We start from the raw sequence: 20,047 nt of genomic DNA, 5'->3' as shown, positions 1-20,047 counted from the left end.
TTCCTGGAGGGGGTGGTTTTCCGGGGTGCGGTCGCTTTCCGGGAGGGGGTCGTTTTCCGGGAGGCGGTGGTTTTCCGGGGTGCGGAGGCTGAGGCGGGCGGAGGCGGTGAAGAGGCGCATCTCCTGGGTCAGGTGCAGGGCGGGGCCGTCCCGCAGGCCCAGCTCCTTCTCGTGCGTACGGCGGCGCTCGGTCGACGCGCGGGCGGCCGCGATCACCCGGCCGATCCGCTCGGCCGGCACCCCGTCCATCCGCAGCATCGCCTCGGCCTGGCCGGTCAGGCACCAGTAGCGGCCGATGTCGTCCCCCACCCGCGTGACCGCCAGCTCCTCCGTGGTGGCGAACAGCTCCGCCGCCCCCGCGAAGTCCCCCTGCCAGAGCGCGGTCTCGGCGAGCAGGCCCGCGCAGTTCTCCGCCATCCGGGGATCGAGGGTCCGGGCCCGGCCCTCGGTGAACGAGCGCCGCGCCGCCTCGAACGCGCCCGCGCCGAGCTGGTCGAGCCCGCGCGACAACCGGGCGCGGTTGGCGGCGTCGTCGGGCTGCTCGATGGCGGCCAGCGCCCGGTCGGCGAGCGCGCCGTAGCGGGTGGCCAGGCGGTGGCGGCCGGCCAGGCGGGCGATCGTGGCGAAGTTCGCGTACGCCTCGGCGCGCAGGGCCGGCTCGCCCGCCCGCTCGGCCGCGTTGAGCTGCCGGAGCGAGGCGGCCACCATCGTCGGCAGGTCCTGGTGGTGGTAGGCGACCCGGGCGAGCAGCGTCAACGCCCGCGCGGCCTCGCCGCCGACCGCCGGATCCCGCCTCGACGTCTGGAGAGGCCGTACGACCCGACGGGCCGCCGACGTCAGGAGCCGCCGTACGACCCGACGGGCCGCAGGAGGGAGGAGCCGGTGCAGGAGCTGGCGGGCGGCGGCGGTGAGCGTGGTGGCGACGAGGCGAGCGGGGGAGTCCGGCAGGGGCTCGCCCAGGGCGTCGAGCGCGGCCCTGGCCAGCCCGGCGGCCTCGGGCTCGCGAGCGAGCTGGTACGCGCTGACCCCCGCCATCCACGACCACCGGGCCCGCAGCCGGGGCGACTCCGGCGGGCCCGCGAGCCGCCGCCTGACGATCGCCCCCGACTCCTCGTACAGGCGCAGCCGCAGGCACAACGCCCAGTAGCAGTCCAGGAAGCGGGCCTCGCCCGAGGCCGCCCAGGCCAGCCGCACGTTGTCCATCTCGGCCCCGAGCACGCGCGTGACCTCGGTGTCCGAGCCGTCCTGGAGCGCGCCGGAGTACCGGTCGAGCAGGCGGGTGAAGTGGGCGGCGTGCCGGGCGCGCACCGCCTGCCGGGCCCGGCGGTCCTCCGCCAGGTGGGCGGCGGCGAACTGCTGGATGAGGGGGTGGATGACGTACCTGTCCGAGGGGGCCAGGTGGATCATGCTGTGGTCCACCAGGCGGACCAGCACCTGCGGGGTGGTGCGGGCGACCTCCAGGGCCGAGCGCAGGGTGCAGCCGCCCCCGAACACCGACAGCGCGGCCAGCGCCTCCTGCCCGGCCGGGTCAAGAAGCCGCCAGGAGGTCTCGAACACCGTGCGCATGCTGGCGTGCCGCGCTCGCTTGGCCGGGCTGCTGGTGGACAGCAGCCCCGAGGCGAGGCCGAGCCGCTGGGCCAGGTCGGCGCACGGGATGGCACGCAGCAGGCTGGCCGCCAGCTCGATGGCCAGCGGCAGGCAGCCGGTCGCGGCGCAGATCGCGGCCACCGTGGCGGCCTCGCGATCGGGGTCGAACGCCGGCTGCGCCCTGAGCGCCCTGGCGGCGAACAACGTCTCGGCGGCCGGCGTGGGCAGGGCCCGTACGGTGACGATCGCCTGGCCGGGCAGGTCCAGGCGCCGCCGGCTCGTCGCCAGCACCCGCACGCCCGGCGCGGTGCGCAGGATCTCGCCGATGACCGCGTCGAAGGCGGGCAGGTGTTCGAGGTTGTCCAGCACGAGCAGGACGCGCCGCCTGGCCAGGGCCGCCAGCAGGAGCTCCAGGGCCGGGCGCGGCGGCGACAGGTCCACGCCCAGCCGCCGGGCCAGCGTGGTCACCGCCGCCTCCGGCCGTACGCCCGCGAACGACACGAACGCCGCCTCCGGCCGTACGCCCGCGAACGACACGAACGCCGTCTCCTGGCAACCGTCCGGCCCCGACGGCACGGGCGTCACCTCCTGGGAGCCGTCCGCGGCGGCGATGGCCAGGCGGGTCTTGCCGATCCCGCCCTGGCCGAGGAGGGTGACCAGGCGTTCGCGGGCCAGCAGCCGCCGAAGGCGCAGGACGTCGTCGTCCCTGCCGATCAGCTCCGTGCCGGGGACGGGCAGGGGCGCGCGGCGGGCGGGCGCGGGCCGGGGCGCCAGCTCCTGCCGGACGGCCCGGGTCTCCGGCGCCGGCTCGACGCCCAGCTCACCGGCCAGCCGGCGGCGCAGGTCCTCGTAGCAGGCCAGCGCCGCGGCCCGGTTGCCCGCCCTGGCCAGCGACACCATCAGCAGGCGATGCGCCTCCTCGTCGAACGGGTCCAGCGCGGCCACGATGCGCGCGAGCCGCACGACCTGGCCGATCCCGTCCTCGTCCGAGTTCGGGGACCGCGGCGTCCCGTTCGCCGCGGTCCGCACGAGCAGCTCGCGTAACAGCAGGCGCACCCGCTGCCGTTCGGCGTCCATCCACCCGGTGAAGCCCGGAGCGTCGTCGAGGCAGACGCCGGCCAGGAACTCCCCGCGCCACAGCCGCAGCGCCTGCGCCACCGTCGGGGCCCCGGTGAGTTGCCGGTGATCCACGAAGCAGGCGTCGTCCGCGCGGAAGCACACGTCGTCGCGGGTGATGTCCAGCCAGCCGCCCACCGTGCCGCGCAGCTCCGACAGCGACAGCCGCAGGCTGCCCCTGGCGTTGGCGTCGGGACGCTCGCCCCACAGCAGCCCGGCCAGCTCGGCCCGCGGGTGCGGCCCGGGGGTGGCGGCCAGGTAGCAGAGCAGGGCCCGGGTCTTGGCCGAGCGGATGCCCACGGGCACCCCTCCGACGGCCAGGTCGGGCGGGCCCAGCAGCAGCAGGGTCAGCGAGTCTCCCATATCCGGAGGAGCGTAGGCACGGGCCGCCGGATCGGCTGTGGAAAAGGGCATGGATGGCACGTGCCTTGTGTCACTGACCTGCGCTCTCACGATGCGCTCACGATGGCCGCCGCACTCTGATGCCGCGTTCCGCAGCCGTTGCGGAACAGGCAGAACGACAAAGGAGCAGGCAGCATGCACTCTCACAAGCTGATCGCCGCCCTCGCCCTGGTGACAGGGCTGGCCGCACCGGTGGCCATGACCGCGAGCCCGGCCGCCGCCAGGGCCGCCACGTGCACCGTCACCCTCTACGACATCGACGCGTTCAACGTGGCGGAGCGGGACGGCCGGGACGAGCTCCGCTTCGAGGTCGGCGGGAACTTGTTCCCCAGGTTCAACTCCAACTGGTTCGGCATGACGGCGGGCAGCGACGGGGATCCCGGCCAGTTCGAGAACCCGTCCGACCTGATCGTGGGCAACAGCAACGTGACGTTCGACCTGCGCGAGGTCACCCCGCCGGCCGTCGGCCGGGGCGACAGCCTCGGCCGGGCGACGGCCCACGGCTCCGTGTGCGCCGGGCTCGCCGTGGGCGCCACCGCCATCGAGGAGGACATCATCTCGGGAACGGACGAGACGGCCTACTCGTACTCGGTCAGGCTGCTGCTGACCGGGCGGTAAGCCGCCGGGCTGAAGGCCCCGCCGGTCTCCGGCGGGGCCTTCACCAATACCCGATGTTCTGGGAGGGTTCGAGCGTGGTCCGCGCCCTCACCCTGGCCGGGTGGCCCGTGCACGAGCTGCTCGAACGCCAGGCCCCCAAGCTGGCCAGGCAACTCGTACGCGGCTTCGCCGAGCAGATCCCGATCTACCGGCGGCTGCCGAAGGAGGAGCTCGATGGCGACATCACGGGCATCACCCAGCACAACCTGCGGCTGATCTCGCGCGTGTTCCGCGACCGCCGTCCGCCGACCAGGGCGGAGCTGGCGCCGCTGCGCGCGTCCGCGGCCCGCCGCGCACAGGAGGGGGTGCCGCTGGAGGCCCTGCTCGCCGCCTACCACCTGGGCTCGCGCATGGTGTGGGAGCACCTCTTCGAGGCCGCCACGCCCGCCGACTTCGACGACGTCATGGTCGCCAACCGGCTGATCCTGCGCTACATGGAGTCGGTGACGGCGGCCGTGTGCACGGCGTACCTGGAGGAGCGGGAGAGCATGCTCAGCCACGAGCAGCACGCGATGCACGCCGCGGTCTCCGCGCTGCTCGGCGGGGATCGCGCGGGGCTGGCCGGGGTCCGGGTCGCGCCCCGTTACCTGGTGCTGGCCATCGCGGCGGGGCGGCATCCCGACGAGGAGTCGGACGAGCCGGGCGGTGCCATCGCCGGGCGGCGCAAGCTGCACAGGATCAGGAGCGCGCTCCAGCGGCACGCGGCCGAGCCGCTGCTGTCGGCGCTGGACACGACGGGCGGGTTCGTGCTCGTCCCGCTGCCGGGGGACCCGCCGGAGTGGTGCGCGGTCGGCGAGATGGCGGCCGCGGCGGGCAAATCGGCGGGTGTGCCGGTGTGGGTGGCGGCCGAGCTCGCGCCCTCCTCCGGCGTGCCCGCCGCGGCGAAGCTGGCCGAGGAGGTCCTGGAGGTGGTACGGATCTTCGAGCAGCCGCCGGGCGCCTACCGGCTGGCCGACGTGCTGCTCGAATACCAGCTCACCAGGTCGAGCGAGGCGACCGAGGTGCTGGCGGGCCTGCTCGATCCGCTGCTCGACAATCCCGACCTGTTCCGGACGCTCAAGGCGTACCTGGACACCGGGCTCGACCGGCGGCGCACGGCCGAGCTGCTGCACGTGCACCCGAACACCGTCGACTACCGCCTGCGCCGGGCCGTCAGCCTGACCGGGCTCGACCCGGTGGACCCGGCGCACCTCCAGCGGATCGGGGCCGCGCTGGCCGCCCGCCGCCGGCTCGGCCACCGCTCCTGAGCCGCAGCGGCCGCACACCGTCCGCGAGCGGCCGCCCGTCACCGGGCCCGCGCGTGCGTCAGACCGCCGTCACCGCGGCCGTCACCGCGGCCGTCACTGCGGCCGTCACCGCGGCCGTCACCACGGTGGCGAAGTTCCGCATGCCCAGCGCGTTCGGGTGGAACGGCGCGGCGGGCGCGGCCGGGACGTAAGGCTCGATCCACCGCACGCCGGGCGCCGCGCACGGGTCGTGGCCGACGCTCGGCGTCTGCAGGTCGATGAAGCGCAACCCGGCCGCCGCGGCCTGCTCGGCCAGCATCCGGTTGAAGTACATGAGGGTGGCGCGGATGTAGTTGGCGTCGGCGCGGATGATCGGGACGCGCGGGTAGCAGCCGTTGGGCGGCGCGTACGTGGCGTAGCCCACCAGGAAGATCCTGGCCTGCGGAGCGCGGGCGCGGATGTCGGCGGCCAGCGTGACCAGCTTCGGCCGCAGCGCGTCGGTCTTGAGCCGCCAGGTGTCCTGGCCGTTCTCGATGTAGTCGTCGTTGCAGGCGTCGCCGACGGGTGGCGGCAGCAGGTTCAGGCAGTCCTCGATGAAGCCGGTCAGGCCGACGTCGTTGGCGCCGATCTGCACGGTGACCAGGGTGGTGTCCTGGCTGAGCGCGTTGAGCTGGGGCGCCACGCTGCCGAGGTCCGTGCCCTGCGACTCGTACATGTCCTTGGTCTTGGCGCCCGAGCAGGTGACGTCGCGGAACGTGCGGGCGCCGATGGCCTGCGCGGTCAGGTGGGCGTAGTTGTGGTCGGAGCGCCAGCAGCCGAGGTCCGGGACGACCTGGTTGGGCACGAGCGGCCCGGAGGCGGCCGAGTCGCCGAGCGCCACGTACACCTCTCCCTGGACGGCGGCGTGCGCGGGCGGTGCGAGTGCCGCGACGAGCGCGGCCGCGGCGAGCATGGTGAACATCCGTCGGACCATGAGGACTCCCTTGGGCAGGCTGGGTGGGGGGTGTGGAATCCGTGGTGATGGCGGTGGCGGCGGCGGTGGCGGCGGCGGCGGGTGGTCCGTCAGCGGCGGAAGGGCCCGGTCACCTCGTACGTGATGCCTCCGGTGCCCGCCGTCTCGCCGCTGGTGCCGCGCTGGGAGGAGAAGTAGAGCCGGGTGCCGTCGGGCGAGAAGGCGGGCCCGGTGATCTCCGACTTGCTCTGCCCGTCGAGCCGCATGACGGGCGCGACCACGCCGTCGGGCGTGATGATGTTGATCTCCATGTTGCCGCCGTCCTCGGCCACGTAGAGATCGCCGGACGGGCGGCCGGTGATGTTGTCGACGCCGTCGAGCGTGCCCGTGCCGTCGTAAATCGCGGACACGGTCTGACGCGCGGTGTCGTAGGCCCAGACCTTGCGGTCTCCCTTCGCGGTGAAATAGCAGGTCCCGGCGGCGTAGTGGCAACCTTCGCCGCCGCTGAAGCGCCGCGCCGCCGAGACCTGGTTCCGGGTCTGGCGGGCCAGCGTGCCCGGCTGCGGATCGGGCACGGGCCGCCACTCCACGCTGTCGCCGCCGAGACCGCACAGCACGTCGAGCCGGCCGCTCGACAGGTCACCCCAGGTCGTGGGGGTGAACCGGTAGAAGCAGCCGTCGGTCTCGTCCTCGGTCAGGTAGACGACCCGGTGATCGGGGTCGCAGGCGGCGGCCTCGTGCTTGAACCGGCCCATCGCGGGGCGGCTCTGGGCCGCGCGGGTGCCGTACGGGTCGGTCTCGTAGACCCGGCCGCGGAAGATCTCCTCGCACGACAGCCAGGTGTTCCACGGGGTGGCGCCGCCTGCGCAGTTGAGGTTGGTGCCGTTCAGCACGCGGTAGGCCCGCTCGATCGAGCCGTCCGCCCTGAACTTGATCGCCGAGGCCCCGCCGATCAGCGGCACCTCGGAGTTGGAGACGTAGATCCAGCCGGTGCCGTCGGCGAAGCACGCGCCGCCGTCGGGGGCGGGGTGCCAGAGCGTGCCGCCGACGTTCCGGCCCGTCCTGGCCACGATCCGGCCGGTGAAGCCCGCGGGTAACGCCATGCCGTTCGCGTCCGGCGCGCCGAGCGGCCCGTACGGGCTCGGGCCCGCCGACACGGACGCCGCCGCGGCCTCGCTCCACATCGCGCCCGAGAAGGCCACTGCCGCGGAGACAGTGGTGATGAAGGTACGGCGCCGCATCGTGTCTCCACTGGTCGCAGTTCGATTCGCAGACAAACGATGAGCCATGCTCGCCCTTCTGTGAACTGGACAGAGCAGTAAACTCCGGCAGTCAAATCTGTGACGCCTCACAAACGGCGCCCGCGGAAAGTCAGATGCCGGCCGGCCGGGGGAGCAGGCGCAAGGTGGACGTTCCGGCCGACAGCACGTGCGGCAGGTCGAGCGCGGTGACGCACTCGGTGACCAGCCACAGATCGCGGCTGAGCCGGGCCGGCGTCCGCGCGCCCAGGCCGTCGAGGTCGATCAGCAGCGCCAGCCGCTTCTCGCCCAGCCAGCGGAGCGCGGCGCCCTGATCCATGCCGTGCTCGGTGACCAGCCGGCCGGCTACCCAGGACGTGACCCGGCGACGCGCGGGACCGGTGCGCGGAAAGGCGCGTGGAGCCAGCAGGATCGGGACGGGCGCGGTGGGATCGGCCTTCGCTCGCCGCAGCAGCTCCGCGCCGAGGCTGTCCAGCGCCCGCCGCCGGTCCTGCCGCGTTCCCGAGAGCGTGAGCGCGCCGCCGGCCGCGTAGAAGCGCCGCAGCAGGCCGGGGTCGGCGGGCGCGTCCGCCAGTCCGCGCTGCACGTCGGCGATCAGCGCGTCACGGACGGCCGTGTCGGGCCCGTCCGGCGGAGGCAGCCCCTCGTCCGGATCGATCCGCAGGGCGAACGCGTGCACCAGCGGATTCTCCAGCTCCAGACCCGCCCTCCTCAGCTCGGCCAGGAACCGTCCGGACAGGAACGGCGCCGGGACGGAGGCACCGCGCAGCACCACTAACCAGGCCGGGGCGCTCAGGAACGCCGCCGCCGAGCCCAGGAGCCCGCCGACGGGAATGCCCAGCAGCAGCCGGCCCAGGTCATCGGGCACCGGGGGCAGCAGGCCCCGCTCGACGGCCAGGGCGAGGAGGGGCACCACGAGAGCGCCCGCCGACGCCAGGCTGTTCACGTGCGGCCGAGCCGGTGGGCCCACCGCCAGGTCCGCCGCCAGCCTCAGCCACACGGCGGGGAGCGTCATGGCGGCCCCGAACGCGCAGCCCAGCCAGAAGACGCCGGTGAGCGCGGCCGGGGACACCCCGTCGAAGAGCAGGGAGGTGGCGGCCACCAGCAGGAGCCGCACCACCGCCCGGGCGCCGACGTCCAGCCGGGTGGCGAGCAGGCCGCCCACGTCGGTGATCAGGACGGCGTACAGCAGCATCACCAGCAGGCGGCCGTCCGGGCCCGTCCACGCGGAGATGTCCGCGTCCGTCCAGTCCAGGGCCTCGAAGACGGTCCGGGAAAAGCCGAGAACGAGGGCCACGGCTTCTGGGAAGGACTCCGCGACCCGCCGGATCGTGGACGGCACCACGAGGGCCAGCTCCTGTGCCAGCGGCGCCACCATCAGGCCCACCGCGGCCCCCAGCGGCAGGGCGGCCAGCCCGTACCCGATCCGCTGCCGCCGGCTCGGGGCGGCGACGGCGGCGCGCAACCGGGGCCGGCACCGTGAGGCGGTCACCAGCCAGCCGGCGAAGACGGCGACGGGCGTCCAGGCGGCGGCCGTCATCCACCCGTACCGGTCCGACAGGGGCAGCACGAGCCCGGCGACCACGACGGCGAGGTACACCACCGGCAGGCAGAGGCGGCGGACCAGGTCGGCGGTGACCGGGGTCAGCGAGGCCCACGGCGCGGGCCCGCGGGCCAGCCTGGCCAGGCTTCGCAGCGCCTGGACAGGTGGGTAGCGGCCGGAAAGAGCCAGACCCCGGGCGACGAAACCGGCCGGCAGCCCGTAGCGCGAGGGGTGCCGGCCCGTGCCCCGGGCGATCGGGAGCAGCCAGCCGGGTCGGATCAGCGCGTCCCACAGGAGCGTGTCGCCGGCCGCGGCCGCGAGCAGCTCAGGAGTGAGGTAGGCGGCACGGACCTGGCCGGGCAGCGGCAGGATCGCATACGCGTCCGGCCCTTCGACGACCGCCTGGGACAACGCGACATAGCGCACGGAGTAGCGCTCGCACAGCTCGGAGAAGAGCGCGAGCAGCGGCTTGCGCCGCGCTTCTGACAGGGCCGGCAGCCCCCTGACGAGCAGCACCGGCCGCCCGGCGCGCAGCCATCGCCCGGCCGTGGCGTGCGGGATGCGGTGGGCGTCGGCGATGTGCGCGGCCAGCCAGTCGAAAAGCGGATTCTCCTCGCCCGCGCCGCGCCGCCACTCCGGCATGGGCCGCCACGAGCGGACGTCCACCACCACGGGCAGCCCGCCTTGCGATGCGGCATCGCCGACGGCCAGCAGCGCCGCGCCCAGTTCGGCCAGGACGATGTCGCCACCGGCGTCCGCGTCCCCGATGAGCAGGGTCTCCGCCCGCAGCCGCCCAGGCAGATCGGCTACAGGAATCGGCTCGCGGGCGGGTTTCACGGCAGCTTCCGCGGCTCGTTGCCTGGCTCGCCTCGCGGCCGGGCTCAGGGCCGGTTTCGGGGCCGGCTTAGGGGCCGGCGGCTGCGGCGCCACGGTCATCCCCAGCGGGCTCGGCCCCTGGGCCAGGAAGTCGCGGGCGCGGGCGGCCAGCATCCGGTGATCCGCCGCGTAGCCGGCCGCGTCCTCAGTGGCCCGAAGGGGCGCGCGGCCGGCGAAGTGCTCCTTGATCAGCGGGTGGCGGAAGCGATACTGCCCCAGGGTGACGACGAGCAGGTCCCGCTCCGCGCCGAAGCGCAGGATCGGCATCAGCCGCCACGGCAGCCAGCCGCCGAGCGGCAACGCGACGCGTACGACCAGATAAGAGATGATCACCACCAGGGGCGCCGGCAACCGCACCGCGATCGGCGCGGCCCAGACGGCGGCCAGTGCGATGACGCCGATCGAGCGCAGCACCGTCCCGCCGTCGGCGCCGGCGCCGACGTCCGCCAGCAGGAACACGGCCAGCCCGGCGGCCCCGGCCGGCACGGCGATCCTCTTGGCCACCGCGTTCTGCAGGATGCTGTGGCTGTCCACCGCTTCGGAGAAGAGCGGATCCTGGCGCCGGTCGGCACCGGGCTCAGAGCCGCCGTCCTGCTCCTTCCGCTCGATGAGGGGCAGGATGAGCCACATGGTCGCGACGACGATGACCAGCACGGCGAGCACCGTCACCAGCATGACCGCGTACAGGTCGGCATAGAACGCGGGCACGGGAGGCAGCAGGAAGCACGCCGCCACCAGGCCCGCCAGGAGGGCGCCCGCCCAGATCCGGCCCACCAGGGTCTCCGCCGTGACGATCGCCCAGCCGGACGGCACCAGCAGCGCGGACGACAGCAGCAGCCAGCGGGCGGGCCCGGGCACCGCCGAAGCGAGCGCGCCCAGCGCCCACTGTCCCAGCCAGATCGCACCGCCCGCCGCCACCCCCAGAGCGGCGCCCGTGGCGTGCACCGCGACCAGGTGCCGCACCCCCGTTATGGGCGAGCCGGGCGTGTACGGCAGCCGGGCGAAGATCTCGCGTGCGGCGCCCACCAGTATGAGGATCGCGATCACGTACATGGCGCCCGCCGTAGGGAGGCCGAGCAGCGGCGCCAGCGGCCAGGCCAGCCCCGCCGCCGCCACGGCGGAGCCCACCCAGGGCAGGCCGTGCAGCAGCGTCAGGGCCGCCGCGTCAGGGGACGGCTCGACCCATCGATACACCGTGCGCAGGTCGTCCTCACCGTCCACGGAGGCCAGCCGGTGCAGCGACGAACGGGCCCGGTCCGGTGACATGCCGGCCGACGGACGCGAGGCGATCATGGTCTGGGCGTACAGAGCCAGGAGGTCGTCGGGAAGCGCTCGCCGCGGCAGCCCGGGAGCGCCGCCACCGCTGCTCGCGTCGGCGGCGATCTGCAACCACAGCGGCGTGGTCACCAGCGCGCCGAGGTCGCTGTCCTGCCGCAGCAGCGCGCGCAGCGCGTCGAAACGCTCGTCGCCCGCGTCGGCGTAGGCGCGCACCTCCTCGATCGTCAGCGACTCGATGCGGACGGCGCCCTCCAGGCGCAGCCGCGCGGTCAGCTCGGCGTACTCGCCGCTGCGGCAGGTCACGACCACGGACGGAGCGGCGTCGTTCGCGTGCAGCTCGCTGACCAGGCCTACCATCACCTCCCGCGCTTCCGGCGGGATCTCGTCCAGGCCGTCGAGCAGCAGCACCACCGCGCCGTCGGCCAGCCATCGCTTCGTGACACCGGCCGGGACCTTGTAGCGGGCGCGCGCCGCGCGCGCGATCCACGCGGTGAGATCCTCTGCCGTCAGCGGCGGCGGCTCGGCCGGCCGGGGTCGCGCGTCCCGCTCCGCGCTCCTGGACAATCGCGCCAGCGGCCGGCGGATGACCTGGCGCAGCGTCCGCAACGACGGCATCGGCAGCCGCCGGCGGCGCCAGGCCGCGCCCCGCGATCCCGAGTGGCTGGCCAGCGAGAGCACCAGCGGCACCGGTTCAGCCGGCTCGGCTTCCGCCCGCTCGGCCAGGGCCAGCGCCAGCCGGTGCAGCTCCGTCGTCTTGCCCGCCCCAGGCGCGCCGACCAGCAGCATCGACCCGCGCAGATCGTCGAACGCCGAGACGATCTCCGCCTCAGGGCGTAGGCGCAGCGCCCGGTGCCCGGCGTCGTCCACCGGCGCCAGCACCAGATCGGCGGCTTCGCGGAAGCGCAGGCGCAACGGCGGGAGCCCGATCTCCAGGCGTTCGAGTGCCTCGCGGCGCACGTCGTCCAGAGCCCGTGATCGCGCCCTGGGCTCCGGCGGCCCACCGTGCTGCCCGGACAAGTCGTCCCCGCCCGCGGGCATGCGGGCGACCAGCACCGAGCTGACGATTCCTGAGGCGATCAGCCCCAGCCAGGTCAGCCAGGGGCTGGAGGCGAACGGCTCCGGCAGCGGCCCGGAGGTGGCGAAGTTCGTCAGCAGGGCGCCCGCCAGGCCGGTCCACACCGCCGCGACGGCCAGGGCAGCGGCCGTCCGCGTGCGTCGGCGTCCCGGCATGCCCTCTCGTCGCCCCCGTTCGTGATCTCAACCCACGCAGGGATATCGGCACGGGGCATGGCAGCGTTGCGCCGGGCGCACGGCCCGGTACGCGCCCGGTGCTCTACGCCGGTGTGGCGGGCCGCCAGCCCGGCGCTCCTACGCCGGCGTGGCGGGCCGCCACATCGGCCAGTAGAGCGTCCCGTCGGGCAGCGCGAACGACGGGCGCGGCCGGTAGCCGTGGCGCGCGTAGAGGTCGCGGTTGCGCGGGTCGTTGGCCTCCAGGTAGACGGGCAGGCCGTCCAGCCGGGCGTGGTGGTGGTGCAGCAGCGCGGTGCCGAGCCCCTGGTTCTGGCGGTTCGGGTGGACCGCGAGGAAGGCCAGGTAGTGGCAGGGCTCGGCGGGGTGGTTCGCCGCGAACAGCGCGTCGAGCGCGCGGAAGCGCTCGGCCCACTCCCCGGTGGCCTCGGCCAGGCGGCGCTCGTACTCCTCGGGGTCGGGCGGCGGAGCGTCGCCCGGGAACCAGACCGCCGCCGCGGCGGGCCCGTCGTCGATGAGGTCGATCTCGCCGTGCTCGACGGCGTGGTCCACGAGGATCCGGAAGTTCGCGATCATGATCTTGTGGCGTTCGCGCCGGTCGGGCACCAGGTAGGCCGGCGCCTTGAGCCCGGCGAACGAGGTCGCGATGAGCTCGGCGACCTGCCCCGCGTCGGCGGCCGTGGCGCGGCGGACGGTGGGCCTCATCGCGAAGGTGTCTTTCATGGCCCCGATCCCCTCTCCTCCAGCTTTTTATTAGTTATTACGGCTCTCGTGCTGCTTTGGCGCCCCCAATCCGACCCGAGAGTAAATCGAGGGCCGCCGCCCGCGCAGGACGAGCGCCCACGCGACCCCGCTCGCCGCGGCGACGCCGTAGACGGCGGGCAGGAGCCACGCCAGTAGATCGCCCTCGGCGTCGAACAGGAGGATCACCGCCACCTCGGCGGTCAGCAGGATGGCCAGCAGCCGGCCGTTGACGTCCACCCGCAGCACGCCCAGCGCCGCCACCAGCACCCAGGCGACCAGCGCGGTCACCCACCAGGGCGGCACGACGCCCAGCCACCGGTCGAGCACCGGGGCCGCCGCCGCGCCGAACGCGCCGTAGAGGGCCGCCTGCAACACGTTGTACGCGATCAGCGCCATCCACGCGGCCGCGATGCCCGCCGGACGGCCCAGGCCGCGGCTGATGTAGGCGTAGAAGGCCCCGGCGTTGGCCAGGTGCCGGGCCATGGCGACGTACCCGACCGAGAACACCGCGAGCACCAGCCCCACCACCAGGAACGCGATCGGCAGGCCGGTGATCCCGGTGATGGCGTACGCGGTGGTGACCACCCCGGCGACGACGGTGAGCGGCGCGGCGGCGGAAAGGACGAAGTAGACGACCGTGGGCGCGCCGAGCCGGTCGGCGGCGAGCGCGCCGGGGACCGGATCGGCGCCGATGCCGGGGGTTGCGCTCATCGCATTCCTCTCACGGAGCTGGAGGCCGAGGCGGCGCGACGGCGTCGTCCGGCGTGGCCTGTCCGAGGCCGAGCACGCCCCGAGCCTCCGCGCCCGCCCGGCGACCGTCAAGGGAGGGCCGGTGGGGGATGACGCCCGATCGGTGATCGCGCGCACTCCGCCGACCCGGCACCCGTCCCGCTGGGGGCGACACGAAAGTGCAGGTCAGCAGGTGTTGGGCTTACCGGGCGCGGCCCGGTACGGTCGGCAGCATGCGTGCCTACCGAGCCGGATCCGTGGCACTCTCCACGTTGGCCGCGCTGTCCACCGCGTGCGGCGGCGCCGCCGTGCCCGCCGCACGCGAGGCGGCACTGCCGGGCCAGTCGCCCACAGAGTCCCCGGCCCGATCGGCACAGCCCTCGCCCACGGCCACGCGCCCGCTGGCGGGCAAGATCGTGGTGATCGACCCCGGCCACAACGGCGGCAACGCCAGCCACCCGGAGGAGATCAACCGCCCGGTCGACATCATCACCGGCACCAAGCCCTGCAACACGACCGGCACCCAGACCCGCGCCGGATACCCCGAGCACGCCTTCACCTGGGACGTGGCCGGCAACCTCAAGCCGATCCTGGAGCGCATGGGCGCCAAGGTCGTCCTCACCCGGCCCAATGACGAGGGCGTGGGCCCGTGCGTCACCGAGCGGGCCGCCATCGGGAACGAGGCGAGGGCCGACGCGGTCCTGTCCATCCACGGCGACGGCGCCGCGCCGAGCGGGCACGGCTTCCACGTGATCATGCCGGGGCTGGTGCCGGGGCACACCGACGACATCATCAAGCCGTCCCGCCGGCTCGGGCTGGCGGTCAGGAACGCCTTCCGCTCGGGCACCGGGATGCCGTACGCCAACTACACCGCCAAGAACGGCCTGCAGACCCGCACCGACCTGGGCGGGCTCAACCTGTCGAAGCGGCCGGCGGTCTTCATCGAGTGCGGCAACATGGGCAACACCGGTGACGCCGCCAAGATGTCCGACCCCGTCTTCCGCAAGCGCATGGCCGCCGCCCTGGCCGTCGGACTCAAGCGGTATCTCGACGATTAGCCCTGCTCGGGTGCCCCGTACGCGCGCAGGAACGCCGCGACGGCCGCCTCCGAGAGCCTCGCGAGGTGGGCCGGCGTGTAGTGCTCGCCGCCGCCCCAGAACATGACCTTGTTCAGCGGGATCCACAGCAGCAGGCCCACGAAGTGCTCGGCGGCGAGCTGGGGGTCGTCCAGCCGGAGCAGGCCGCGCTCCGCCAGGCGGCCGAAGGAGCCGGCCATGGTCTCCAGCGAGCGCTCGAAGCCCTGCTGGTACCAGGTGCGGCCGAGGTCGGGGAAGCGGTCGGCCTCGGCGATGACCAGCCGCCGCAGGCGGAGCACCTCGGGCCGCATGAGCGCGTCGAGGAACTGCCGGGCCAGCTCTCCCAGGTCCTTCTCCAGGTCGCCGCTCTCGTCGAGAGCCGCCGTGATCAGCCTGGCCAGCCCCTCCACCTGGCCGGTGGTGTCGAGGATGATGCTGGTGAAGAGCTGCTCCTTGTCGGTGAAGTGCTTGTAGACGGTCTGTTTCGACACGGCGGCGAGCGCGGCCACCTCGTCCATGCTCGCGCCCACGTAGCCGTTGCGCAGGAAGACCGGCCGCGCCGCCTCCATGATCTGCCTGCGCTTGCGTGCCGTCCGGCTGTCTTCTTCCGCTGCTGGCATGAGCGCCCTCTCTCGTTCGACGGAAACAGAGTACTAGACAGTTCCGTACCGATGTGAGTACTGTACCGTCTAGTTCCAGAGGCGGACAAGGAGTGCCACGCAATGAGTGATCTTCAGAAGCAGGTGCAGGAAGCGGCCGACAGGCTCGTGGAATCAGGCGACGAGCGCGGGCTGCAGGTGGCCGTCTACCGCGACGGCGAGCAGATCGTGGACGTGGTGGCGGGGGTCGCGGACCCGGAGACCGGGCGGGCCGTCACCTCGGACACGCCGTTCTACAACTTCTCGATCGGCAAGGGCGCGACCGCGACCGTCGCCCACGTGCTCGCCGAGCGCGGCCTGTTCGGCTATGACACGCCGGTCGTGGAGCTGTGGCCGGAGTTCGGGCGGCACGGCAAGCAGGGCGTGACCGTGCGGCACGTGCTCTCGCACACGGCCGGAGTCCCTGGGGTGCCGCTCGACACCACGCCGGAGGACGTCTGCGACTGGGGCAAGATGGTCGCCGCGCTGGAGGAGGCCGAGCTGTGGTGGGAGCCGGGCACGAAGGTCGGCTATCACGCCTACACGTTCGGGTTCCTGGTGGGCGAGATCGTCCGGCGGGCCACCGGAAAGGCCATCTCGCAGGTGCTGCGGGAGGAGGTGGCCGGGCCGCTGGGGGTGGCCGACGAGCTCTACTTCGGGATGCCGGAGCGCGAGCACGCCCGGCTGGCCAGGCTGGAGGACGCGCCGATGGACATGTCGGCGTTCGGGGAGATGCCGGCGGACCTGCCGATGTTCAAGGCGGGGCCGATGACGCTGATGCCGGGCGCGGACCTGGGCAACCGGCCCGACTACCTGTCGGCGGACATCCCGGCCGGCGGCAAGACCTCGGCCAGGGCCATCGCGAGGATGTACGCGGCGCTGCTCGGGGAGGTGGACGGCACGCGGCTGATCTCGGCCGAGCGGCTGCGGGAGGCGACGGCGGTGACGTCGAGCGGCATCGACGAGGTGTTCGGCATGCCGTCGGCGTGGGGGCTCGGGTACGGCATCGGCGGTCCCGGGTCGACGGCCGAGCAGAGCCCGACGGTGTTCGGGGTGCCGGGTGCGGGCGGCAGCGCGGCGTGGGCCGACTCGGCGACCGGGGTCGCGTTCGCGCTGACCAAGAACAGGCTCACCAACGACTTCGCGGCGGCCGGGCTGATCGGCGAGATCGTCACCCGCGGCTGAAGCGCCGAGGTGACAGGCCAGGTCACGGGCGGTGCGGAGCGGTGCTGGGCGGGGGATCAGCCGTCGCGGCAGAGGGGCGTGCCGCCGACCACGCAGGCGATGTCGTCGAGCTCACAGCTCAGCAGGGTGCCGTCCATGCCGAGCACGAGCACGAGGTCGCGCCGGGATGGATGAGCCAGCATGACCCTGCCGACGACACCATTGTCCAAGACCACGGTCGGGCGGGCTGCCGCGTTGTTCATGCCCTCGTGACTCCTCTCCCGTCAGGGGCGGGCCCCGAAACAGAACCCGTCTCCACCAGGATGCACAGGCCGAGGGTCTCAGCGCATCGGTCATCCGGCTCTAATTACGCTCCACCCTGGGAAGGACCCTATCGCCCGGCCTCGGCGCCGCCTTGAGTGAGGTCGTCATCGGGCGTCAATCCAGAATCGACATTCCCTCACCGCCCTCACGTCTCACCCACACAGCCGGAAACCTCACCTCCGAGCAGGCCGGGCCGACCCCGGCCGGCGTCTACGCGCACCTGGTGAGCACGCCGGTGCCGCTCGTTGGCGCACGACACCGCCAGCGGCAACTGACAAGCGAGAACGTGTTCTCTTTCGTCTGCCTGCCGGGCCGAAGCGGCGGCCCGCCACCGGCCCGGAATCGCCGAGTAGGATGACGTCCACGCGGCAGGCGACGAAGGAGACGGGGCCAGGTGAGCGAGCTAGAACGCGTTCCGCCCGGCGTAGACCCGAATGTCCCGAGTTCGGCACGGGTGTACGACTATCTGCTCGGCGGCAAGGACAACATCGCCATCGATCGCGCGGTCGCGGACCGGCTCCTCGCGGCCGCCCCCGACGCCCGCCTGGTCGCCAGGGCCAACCGGCGCTTCCAGGTCGAGGCGGTCCGCCATCTGGCCGAGCTGGGCATCCGCCAGTTCATCGACCTGGGCACCGGTATCCCGACCTCGCCCAGCATCCACGAGACCGCCCGCGCCGTGAGCCCCGCCTGCCGGGTGGTCTACGTGGACCACGACCCCGTGGTCCGGATGCACGTCCAGGTGCTGCTCGCCGACGCCCCGGGCATCGCGGGCATCCAGGCCGACCTGCGCCGCCCCGGTGACGTGCTCGCCGACCCGCACGTCACCGGGCTGGTCGACTTCGACCAGCCGCTGTGCGTGCTGATGGTGGGCGTGCTGCACTACGTGATGGACGAGGAGGATCCCGCCGGGATCGTGGCCGCCTTCAGGAAGCGCATGGCGCCGGGCAGCCACCTGGTGCTCTCCCACGCGATGGCGGAGAGTGATCCTGGGGCGATCAAGCAGCTCACGGTGGCGACCGCCGGTTCGCCCGCGCAGCCCGCGTTCCGCTCGCGGCCGGAGGTGCTGCGGCTGTTCGACGGGTTCGAGCTGATCGGGCCCGGCCTCGTGCCGGTCCAGGACTGGCACGTCGGCTCGGGGGAGGCCGGCCTCCCCCTGCTGAACGGCGAGCCGCGGCTGCGGGTGGACGGCGGGGTCGGACGGCTCAGAGCCTGATGCCGGCGATCACCCGGCCGAGCTGGGGGACCAGGGGAGCGCTGGTCAGCACGGTGACGACGACGCCGGGGCGCTCGACCCAGCCGGCGTAGCGGCCGGTGCCCAGCGCGCCGTCGGCCTCCTGGGTGAGCACCTTACGGCCGCCGCGGATGGCGACCTTCGTGTCCCCGGAGAAGACGCCCAGGTCGAAGGGGGCATTCTTGAGCTGCGCGAGCTTCTTCGCGGCCGGCCAGCACACGACCCGCACCCACAGCAGCCGGTGCTTGGGGTCCACGTCGTCGCGGTTGTCCGCCCACTGGTAGCCGTACTCGGTGATGCCGTCGTGCTTGCTGACGACGACCGTTCCGCTGGTGAAGCCCTTGGGGCGGTAGCCGACGCGCACGCCCTTGATCGCGGTCGCGCCCCTGGGCGGCTGGTCGATCTTGGAGTCGTACGACCGCTTCGCCTCGGACTTCGACGGCGTCGGGCAACCGGGGCGCTCGGCGGCCTGCGCGGGGACCGCGATCAGGGTCGCGGCGACCGGGAGGACGGACATGGCGGCAAGCCGCTGGATGATGTTCATGGTTGGGTTGGATGCGCGCTTCGTCCGGAAAGTTCAGTAGTCCTTCAGCTTGATGTCGGTCGCGAACTTGTCGGTCATCTTCAACATCAAACCGAGCAGGAAGCTGTATTTGAACGTCCAGTTGCGCATCCGGAGCCGGGCCGGGGTCGCAGGGGCGAGGAAGGGGCCCGCGTTGCCGTTCTTGGCCACCTTGGCGTATCCGCGCATCTGCCGCTCGTACTCGGCGAAGGCGGTCCGGTGATCGCCGCCCGCCGCGGCCAGCTCGCCCGCCAGCACGTACGCCCCCACCACCGCCAGGCCGGTGCCGAAGCCGCCCAGGGTGTTGCCGTACGCCGCGTCGCCGAGCAGCACCACCCGGCCCTGGCTGTAGCGGTCGATCCTGACCTGGCTGAGCGAGTCGAGATAGACGTCCTCGGCGTCGCGCACCGCCTCCATGACGGCCGGGATCTGCCAGCCCATGCCCGCGTAGGCGCGCGCCAGGATGGCCTTCTGCTGCCCCACGTCGTAACGGTCGTAGTCGAGCTGCTCGGAGGCGAAGACGAAGAACGCGGGCGCCTTCGGCCCGCCGACGGCCGCCATCCGGCCCGGCTCGTTGTACATCCTGGGCATCGAGCCGAAGTCGCCGTCGAGCTCGACCAGGGCGTAATAGTGGCCGAGGAACTTCACGAACTCCGGCTCGGGGCCGAAGGCGAGGCGCCGGACGTTGGAGTGGATCCCGTCCGCCCCGATGACCAGGTCGAACGTGCGGGGCGCGGCGCGTTCGAAGGTGACGTGCACCCCCTCCCTGGTCTCGGTGAGCGAGGTGATCGAGTCGCCGAAGACGTACTCGCAGGCGGAGGCCGTGCGCTCGTACAGGAGGGTGGACAGCACGCCGCGCCTGATCTCGATGTCGCCCCCGGTGAACTCGCCGGGGATGACGGCCAGGCGGCGGCCGTTCGCGTCGACGATCTCCTGGTCGGTGCCGCCGGTCTGCAGGCGGCGCACGTCCGAGAGGATGCCCATGCGGGTCAGCACGGTGCGGTGGGTCTCGCCCTTGAAGTCGACCGCCTGGCCGCCCGGGCGCAGGGAGCCGGCCTTCTCGACGACGGTGACCTTGAAGCCGTGGCGGGCGAGCCAGTAGGCGAGTGCGGGGCCGCCGATGCTGGCGCCCGAGATGAGGACGTTGGTGCTCTTCATGTCCGGAAGCTTCGCGAGGGCCGCTGACAACCGGGCGACCAGCGGCTGACAACCCGGCTCCGGCCTGTCAGTCAGGATCCGCCGGGCAGGCTCCCCGCCAGGGCCGCGAGGGCGTCGTCCCTGCTCATCGACGCGCCCTTGGCGTACGCCGCGGCGAAACCCGCGGCGCCCAGGGCCCGCGTGGCGGCGGCGGCGATCCTGGCGACGTCGCGGTCGCCCGCGATGGCCGTTCCCCGCACCGCCACCCCTGTCTCTTATACACCTCTCCGAGCCCACG

At 73.4% G+C, this 20,047-nt stretch carries 16 protein-coding genes; 5 read left to right on the top strand and 11 right to left on the bottom strand.

All coding sequences use genetic code 11. From position 1 onward, the window contains the following. A partial coding sequence (locus tag ETD85_RS67065; RefSeq protein ID WP_170247193.1) for an ATP-binding protein occupies positions 1-3,066 on the bottom strand: 3,066 nt, incomplete at its 3' end. A gap of 174 nt (positions 3,067-3,240) precedes the next feature. Between ETD85_RS67065 and ETD85_RS45940 the strand changes: the two genes are divergently transcribed. Both ETD85_RS45940 and ETD85_RS45935 read left to right on the top strand, forming a co-directional pair. Continuing rightward, positions 3,241-3,723: a hypothetical protein gene (locus ETD85_RS45940; RefSeq protein WP_138696154.1), complete on the top strand. Its 483-nt coding sequence runs from the start codon at positions 3,241-3,243 to the stop codon at positions 3,721-3,723. A 53-nt stretch (positions 3,724-3,776) separates the two neighbouring features. Then, the gene (locus tag ETD85_RS45935; protein WP_138696153.1) at positions 3,777-5,009 is read left to right on the top strand and encodes a PucR family transcriptional regulator; all 1,233 of its coding nucleotides are present in this window, start codon (positions 3,777-3,779) and stop codon (positions 5,007-5,009) included. A 58-nt stretch (positions 5,010-5,067) separates the two neighbouring features. On the opposite strand, the gene ETD85_RS45930 is transcribed toward ETD85_RS45935, so the two are convergent. The 5 genes from ETD85_RS45930 to ETD85_RS45910 form a co-directional block, all read right to left on the bottom strand. Continuing rightward, positions 5,068-5,961 (bottom strand): SGNH/GDSL hydrolase family protein, encoded by an 894-nt coding sequence (locus tag ETD85_RS45930; RefSeq protein WP_240779866.1) that lies wholly within the window; start codon positions 5,959-5,961, stop codon positions 5,068-5,070. Positions 5,962-6,050: 89 nt separating this feature from the next. Then, positions 6,051-7,181 carry an alkaline phosphatase PhoX gene (locus tag ETD85_RS45925; protein ID WP_138696152.1) on the bottom strand — a complete coding sequence of 377 codons (1,131 nt, stop codon included), beginning with the start codon at positions 7,179-7,181 and terminating at the stop codon, positions 6,051-6,053. A gap of 130 nt (positions 7,182-7,311) precedes the next feature. Next, entirely contained in the window at positions 7,312-12,126 is a 4,815-nt protein-coding gene (locus ETD85_RS45920) for an NACHT domain-containing protein (RefSeq protein ID WP_138696151.1), read from the bottom strand. A 138-nt stretch (positions 12,127-12,264) separates the two neighbouring features. Beyond that, complete coding sequence (locus ETD85_RS45915) at positions 12,265-12,867, bottom strand: GNAT family N-acetyltransferase (protein ID WP_206059293.1); 603 nt, start codon at positions 12,865-12,867, stop codon at positions 12,265-12,267. 30 nt (positions 12,868-12,897) lie between these two features. Further along, positions 12,898-13,599, bottom strand: coding sequence for an APC family permease (locus ETD85_RS45910; protein ID WP_138696150.1), 702 nt, complete (start codon positions 13,597-13,599; stop codon positions 12,898-12,900). A gap of 251 nt (positions 13,600-13,850) precedes the next feature. Between ETD85_RS45910 and ETD85_RS45905 the strand changes: the two genes are divergently transcribed. Beyond that, a complete protein-coding gene (locus tag ETD85_RS45905) occupies positions 13,851-14,675 on the top strand; it encodes an N-acetylmuramoyl-L-alanine amidase (protein ID WP_138696149.1) in 825 nt (274 codons plus the stop codon). Here the strand turns inward: ETD85_RS45905 and ETD85_RS45900 are convergent. Beyond that, positions 14,672-15,313: a TetR/AcrR family transcriptional regulator gene (locus tag ETD85_RS45900; RefSeq protein WP_138696148.1), complete on the bottom strand. Its 642-nt coding sequence runs from the start codon at positions 15,311-15,313 to the stop codon at positions 14,672-14,674. The two genes, ETD85_RS45905 and ETD85_RS45900, sit on opposite strands and share 4 nt — an antisense overlap. Positions 15,314-15,415: 102 nt before the next feature. Between ETD85_RS45900 and ETD85_RS45895 the strand changes: the two genes are divergently transcribed. Continuing rightward, positions 15,416-16,516 (top strand): serine hydrolase domain-containing protein, encoded by a 1,101-nt coding sequence (locus tag ETD85_RS45895; RefSeq protein ID WP_138696147.1) that lies wholly within the window; start codon positions 15,416-15,418, stop codon positions 16,514-16,516. A gap of 56 nt (positions 16,517-16,572) precedes the next feature. Here the strand turns inward: ETD85_RS45895 and ETD85_RS45890 are convergent, their stop codons facing one another. Next, positions 16,573-16,758 (bottom strand): hypothetical protein, encoded by a 186-nt coding sequence (locus ETD85_RS45890; RefSeq protein ID WP_138696146.1) that lies wholly within the window; start codon positions 16,756-16,758, stop codon positions 16,573-16,575. A 455-nt stretch (positions 16,759-17,213) separates the two neighbouring features. On the opposite strand from ETD85_RS45890, the gene ETD85_RS45885 reads away from it, so the two are divergent. Further along, positions 17,214-18,032: an SAM-dependent methyltransferase gene (locus ETD85_RS45885; protein WP_138696145.1), complete on the top strand. Its 819-nt coding sequence runs from the start codon at positions 17,214-17,216 to the stop codon at positions 18,030-18,032. Here ETD85_RS45885 and ETD85_RS45880 read toward each other — a convergent pair. The 3 genes from ETD85_RS45880 to ETD85_RS63775 all read right to left on the bottom strand — a co-directional run bounded on the left by ETD85_RS45880 (position 18,022) and on the right by ETD85_RS63775 (position 20,015). Further along, complete coding sequence (locus tag ETD85_RS45880; RefSeq protein WP_138696144.1) at positions 18,022-18,594, bottom strand: hypothetical protein; 573 nt, start codon at positions 18,592-18,594, stop codon at positions 18,022-18,024. The two genes, ETD85_RS45885 and ETD85_RS45880, sit on opposite strands and share 11 nt — an antisense overlap. Positions 18,595-18,627: 33 nt before the next feature. After that, positions 18,628-19,770, bottom strand: coding sequence for an FAD-dependent monooxygenase (locus tag ETD85_RS45875; RefSeq protein ID WP_138696143.1), 1,143 nt, complete (start codon positions 19,768-19,770; stop codon positions 18,628-18,630). 71 nt (positions 19,771-19,841) lie between these two features. Then, the gene (locus ETD85_RS63775; protein ID WP_170247192.1) at positions 19,842-20,015 is read right to left on the bottom strand and encodes a hypothetical protein; all 174 of its coding nucleotides are present in this window, start codon (positions 20,013-20,015) and stop codon (positions 19,842-19,844) included. Between the last annotated feature and the right edge of the window lie 32 nt (positions 20,016-20,047).

The organism is Nonomuraea zeae, assembly GCF_005889725.1.
GTDB lineage: Bacteria > Actinomycetota > Actinomycetes > Streptosporangiales > Streptosporangiaceae > Nonomuraea > Nonomuraea zeae.
The sequence above is the reverse complement of the archived record's forward strand: the minus strand, read 5'-3'. Positions and strand labels throughout refer to the sequence as shown.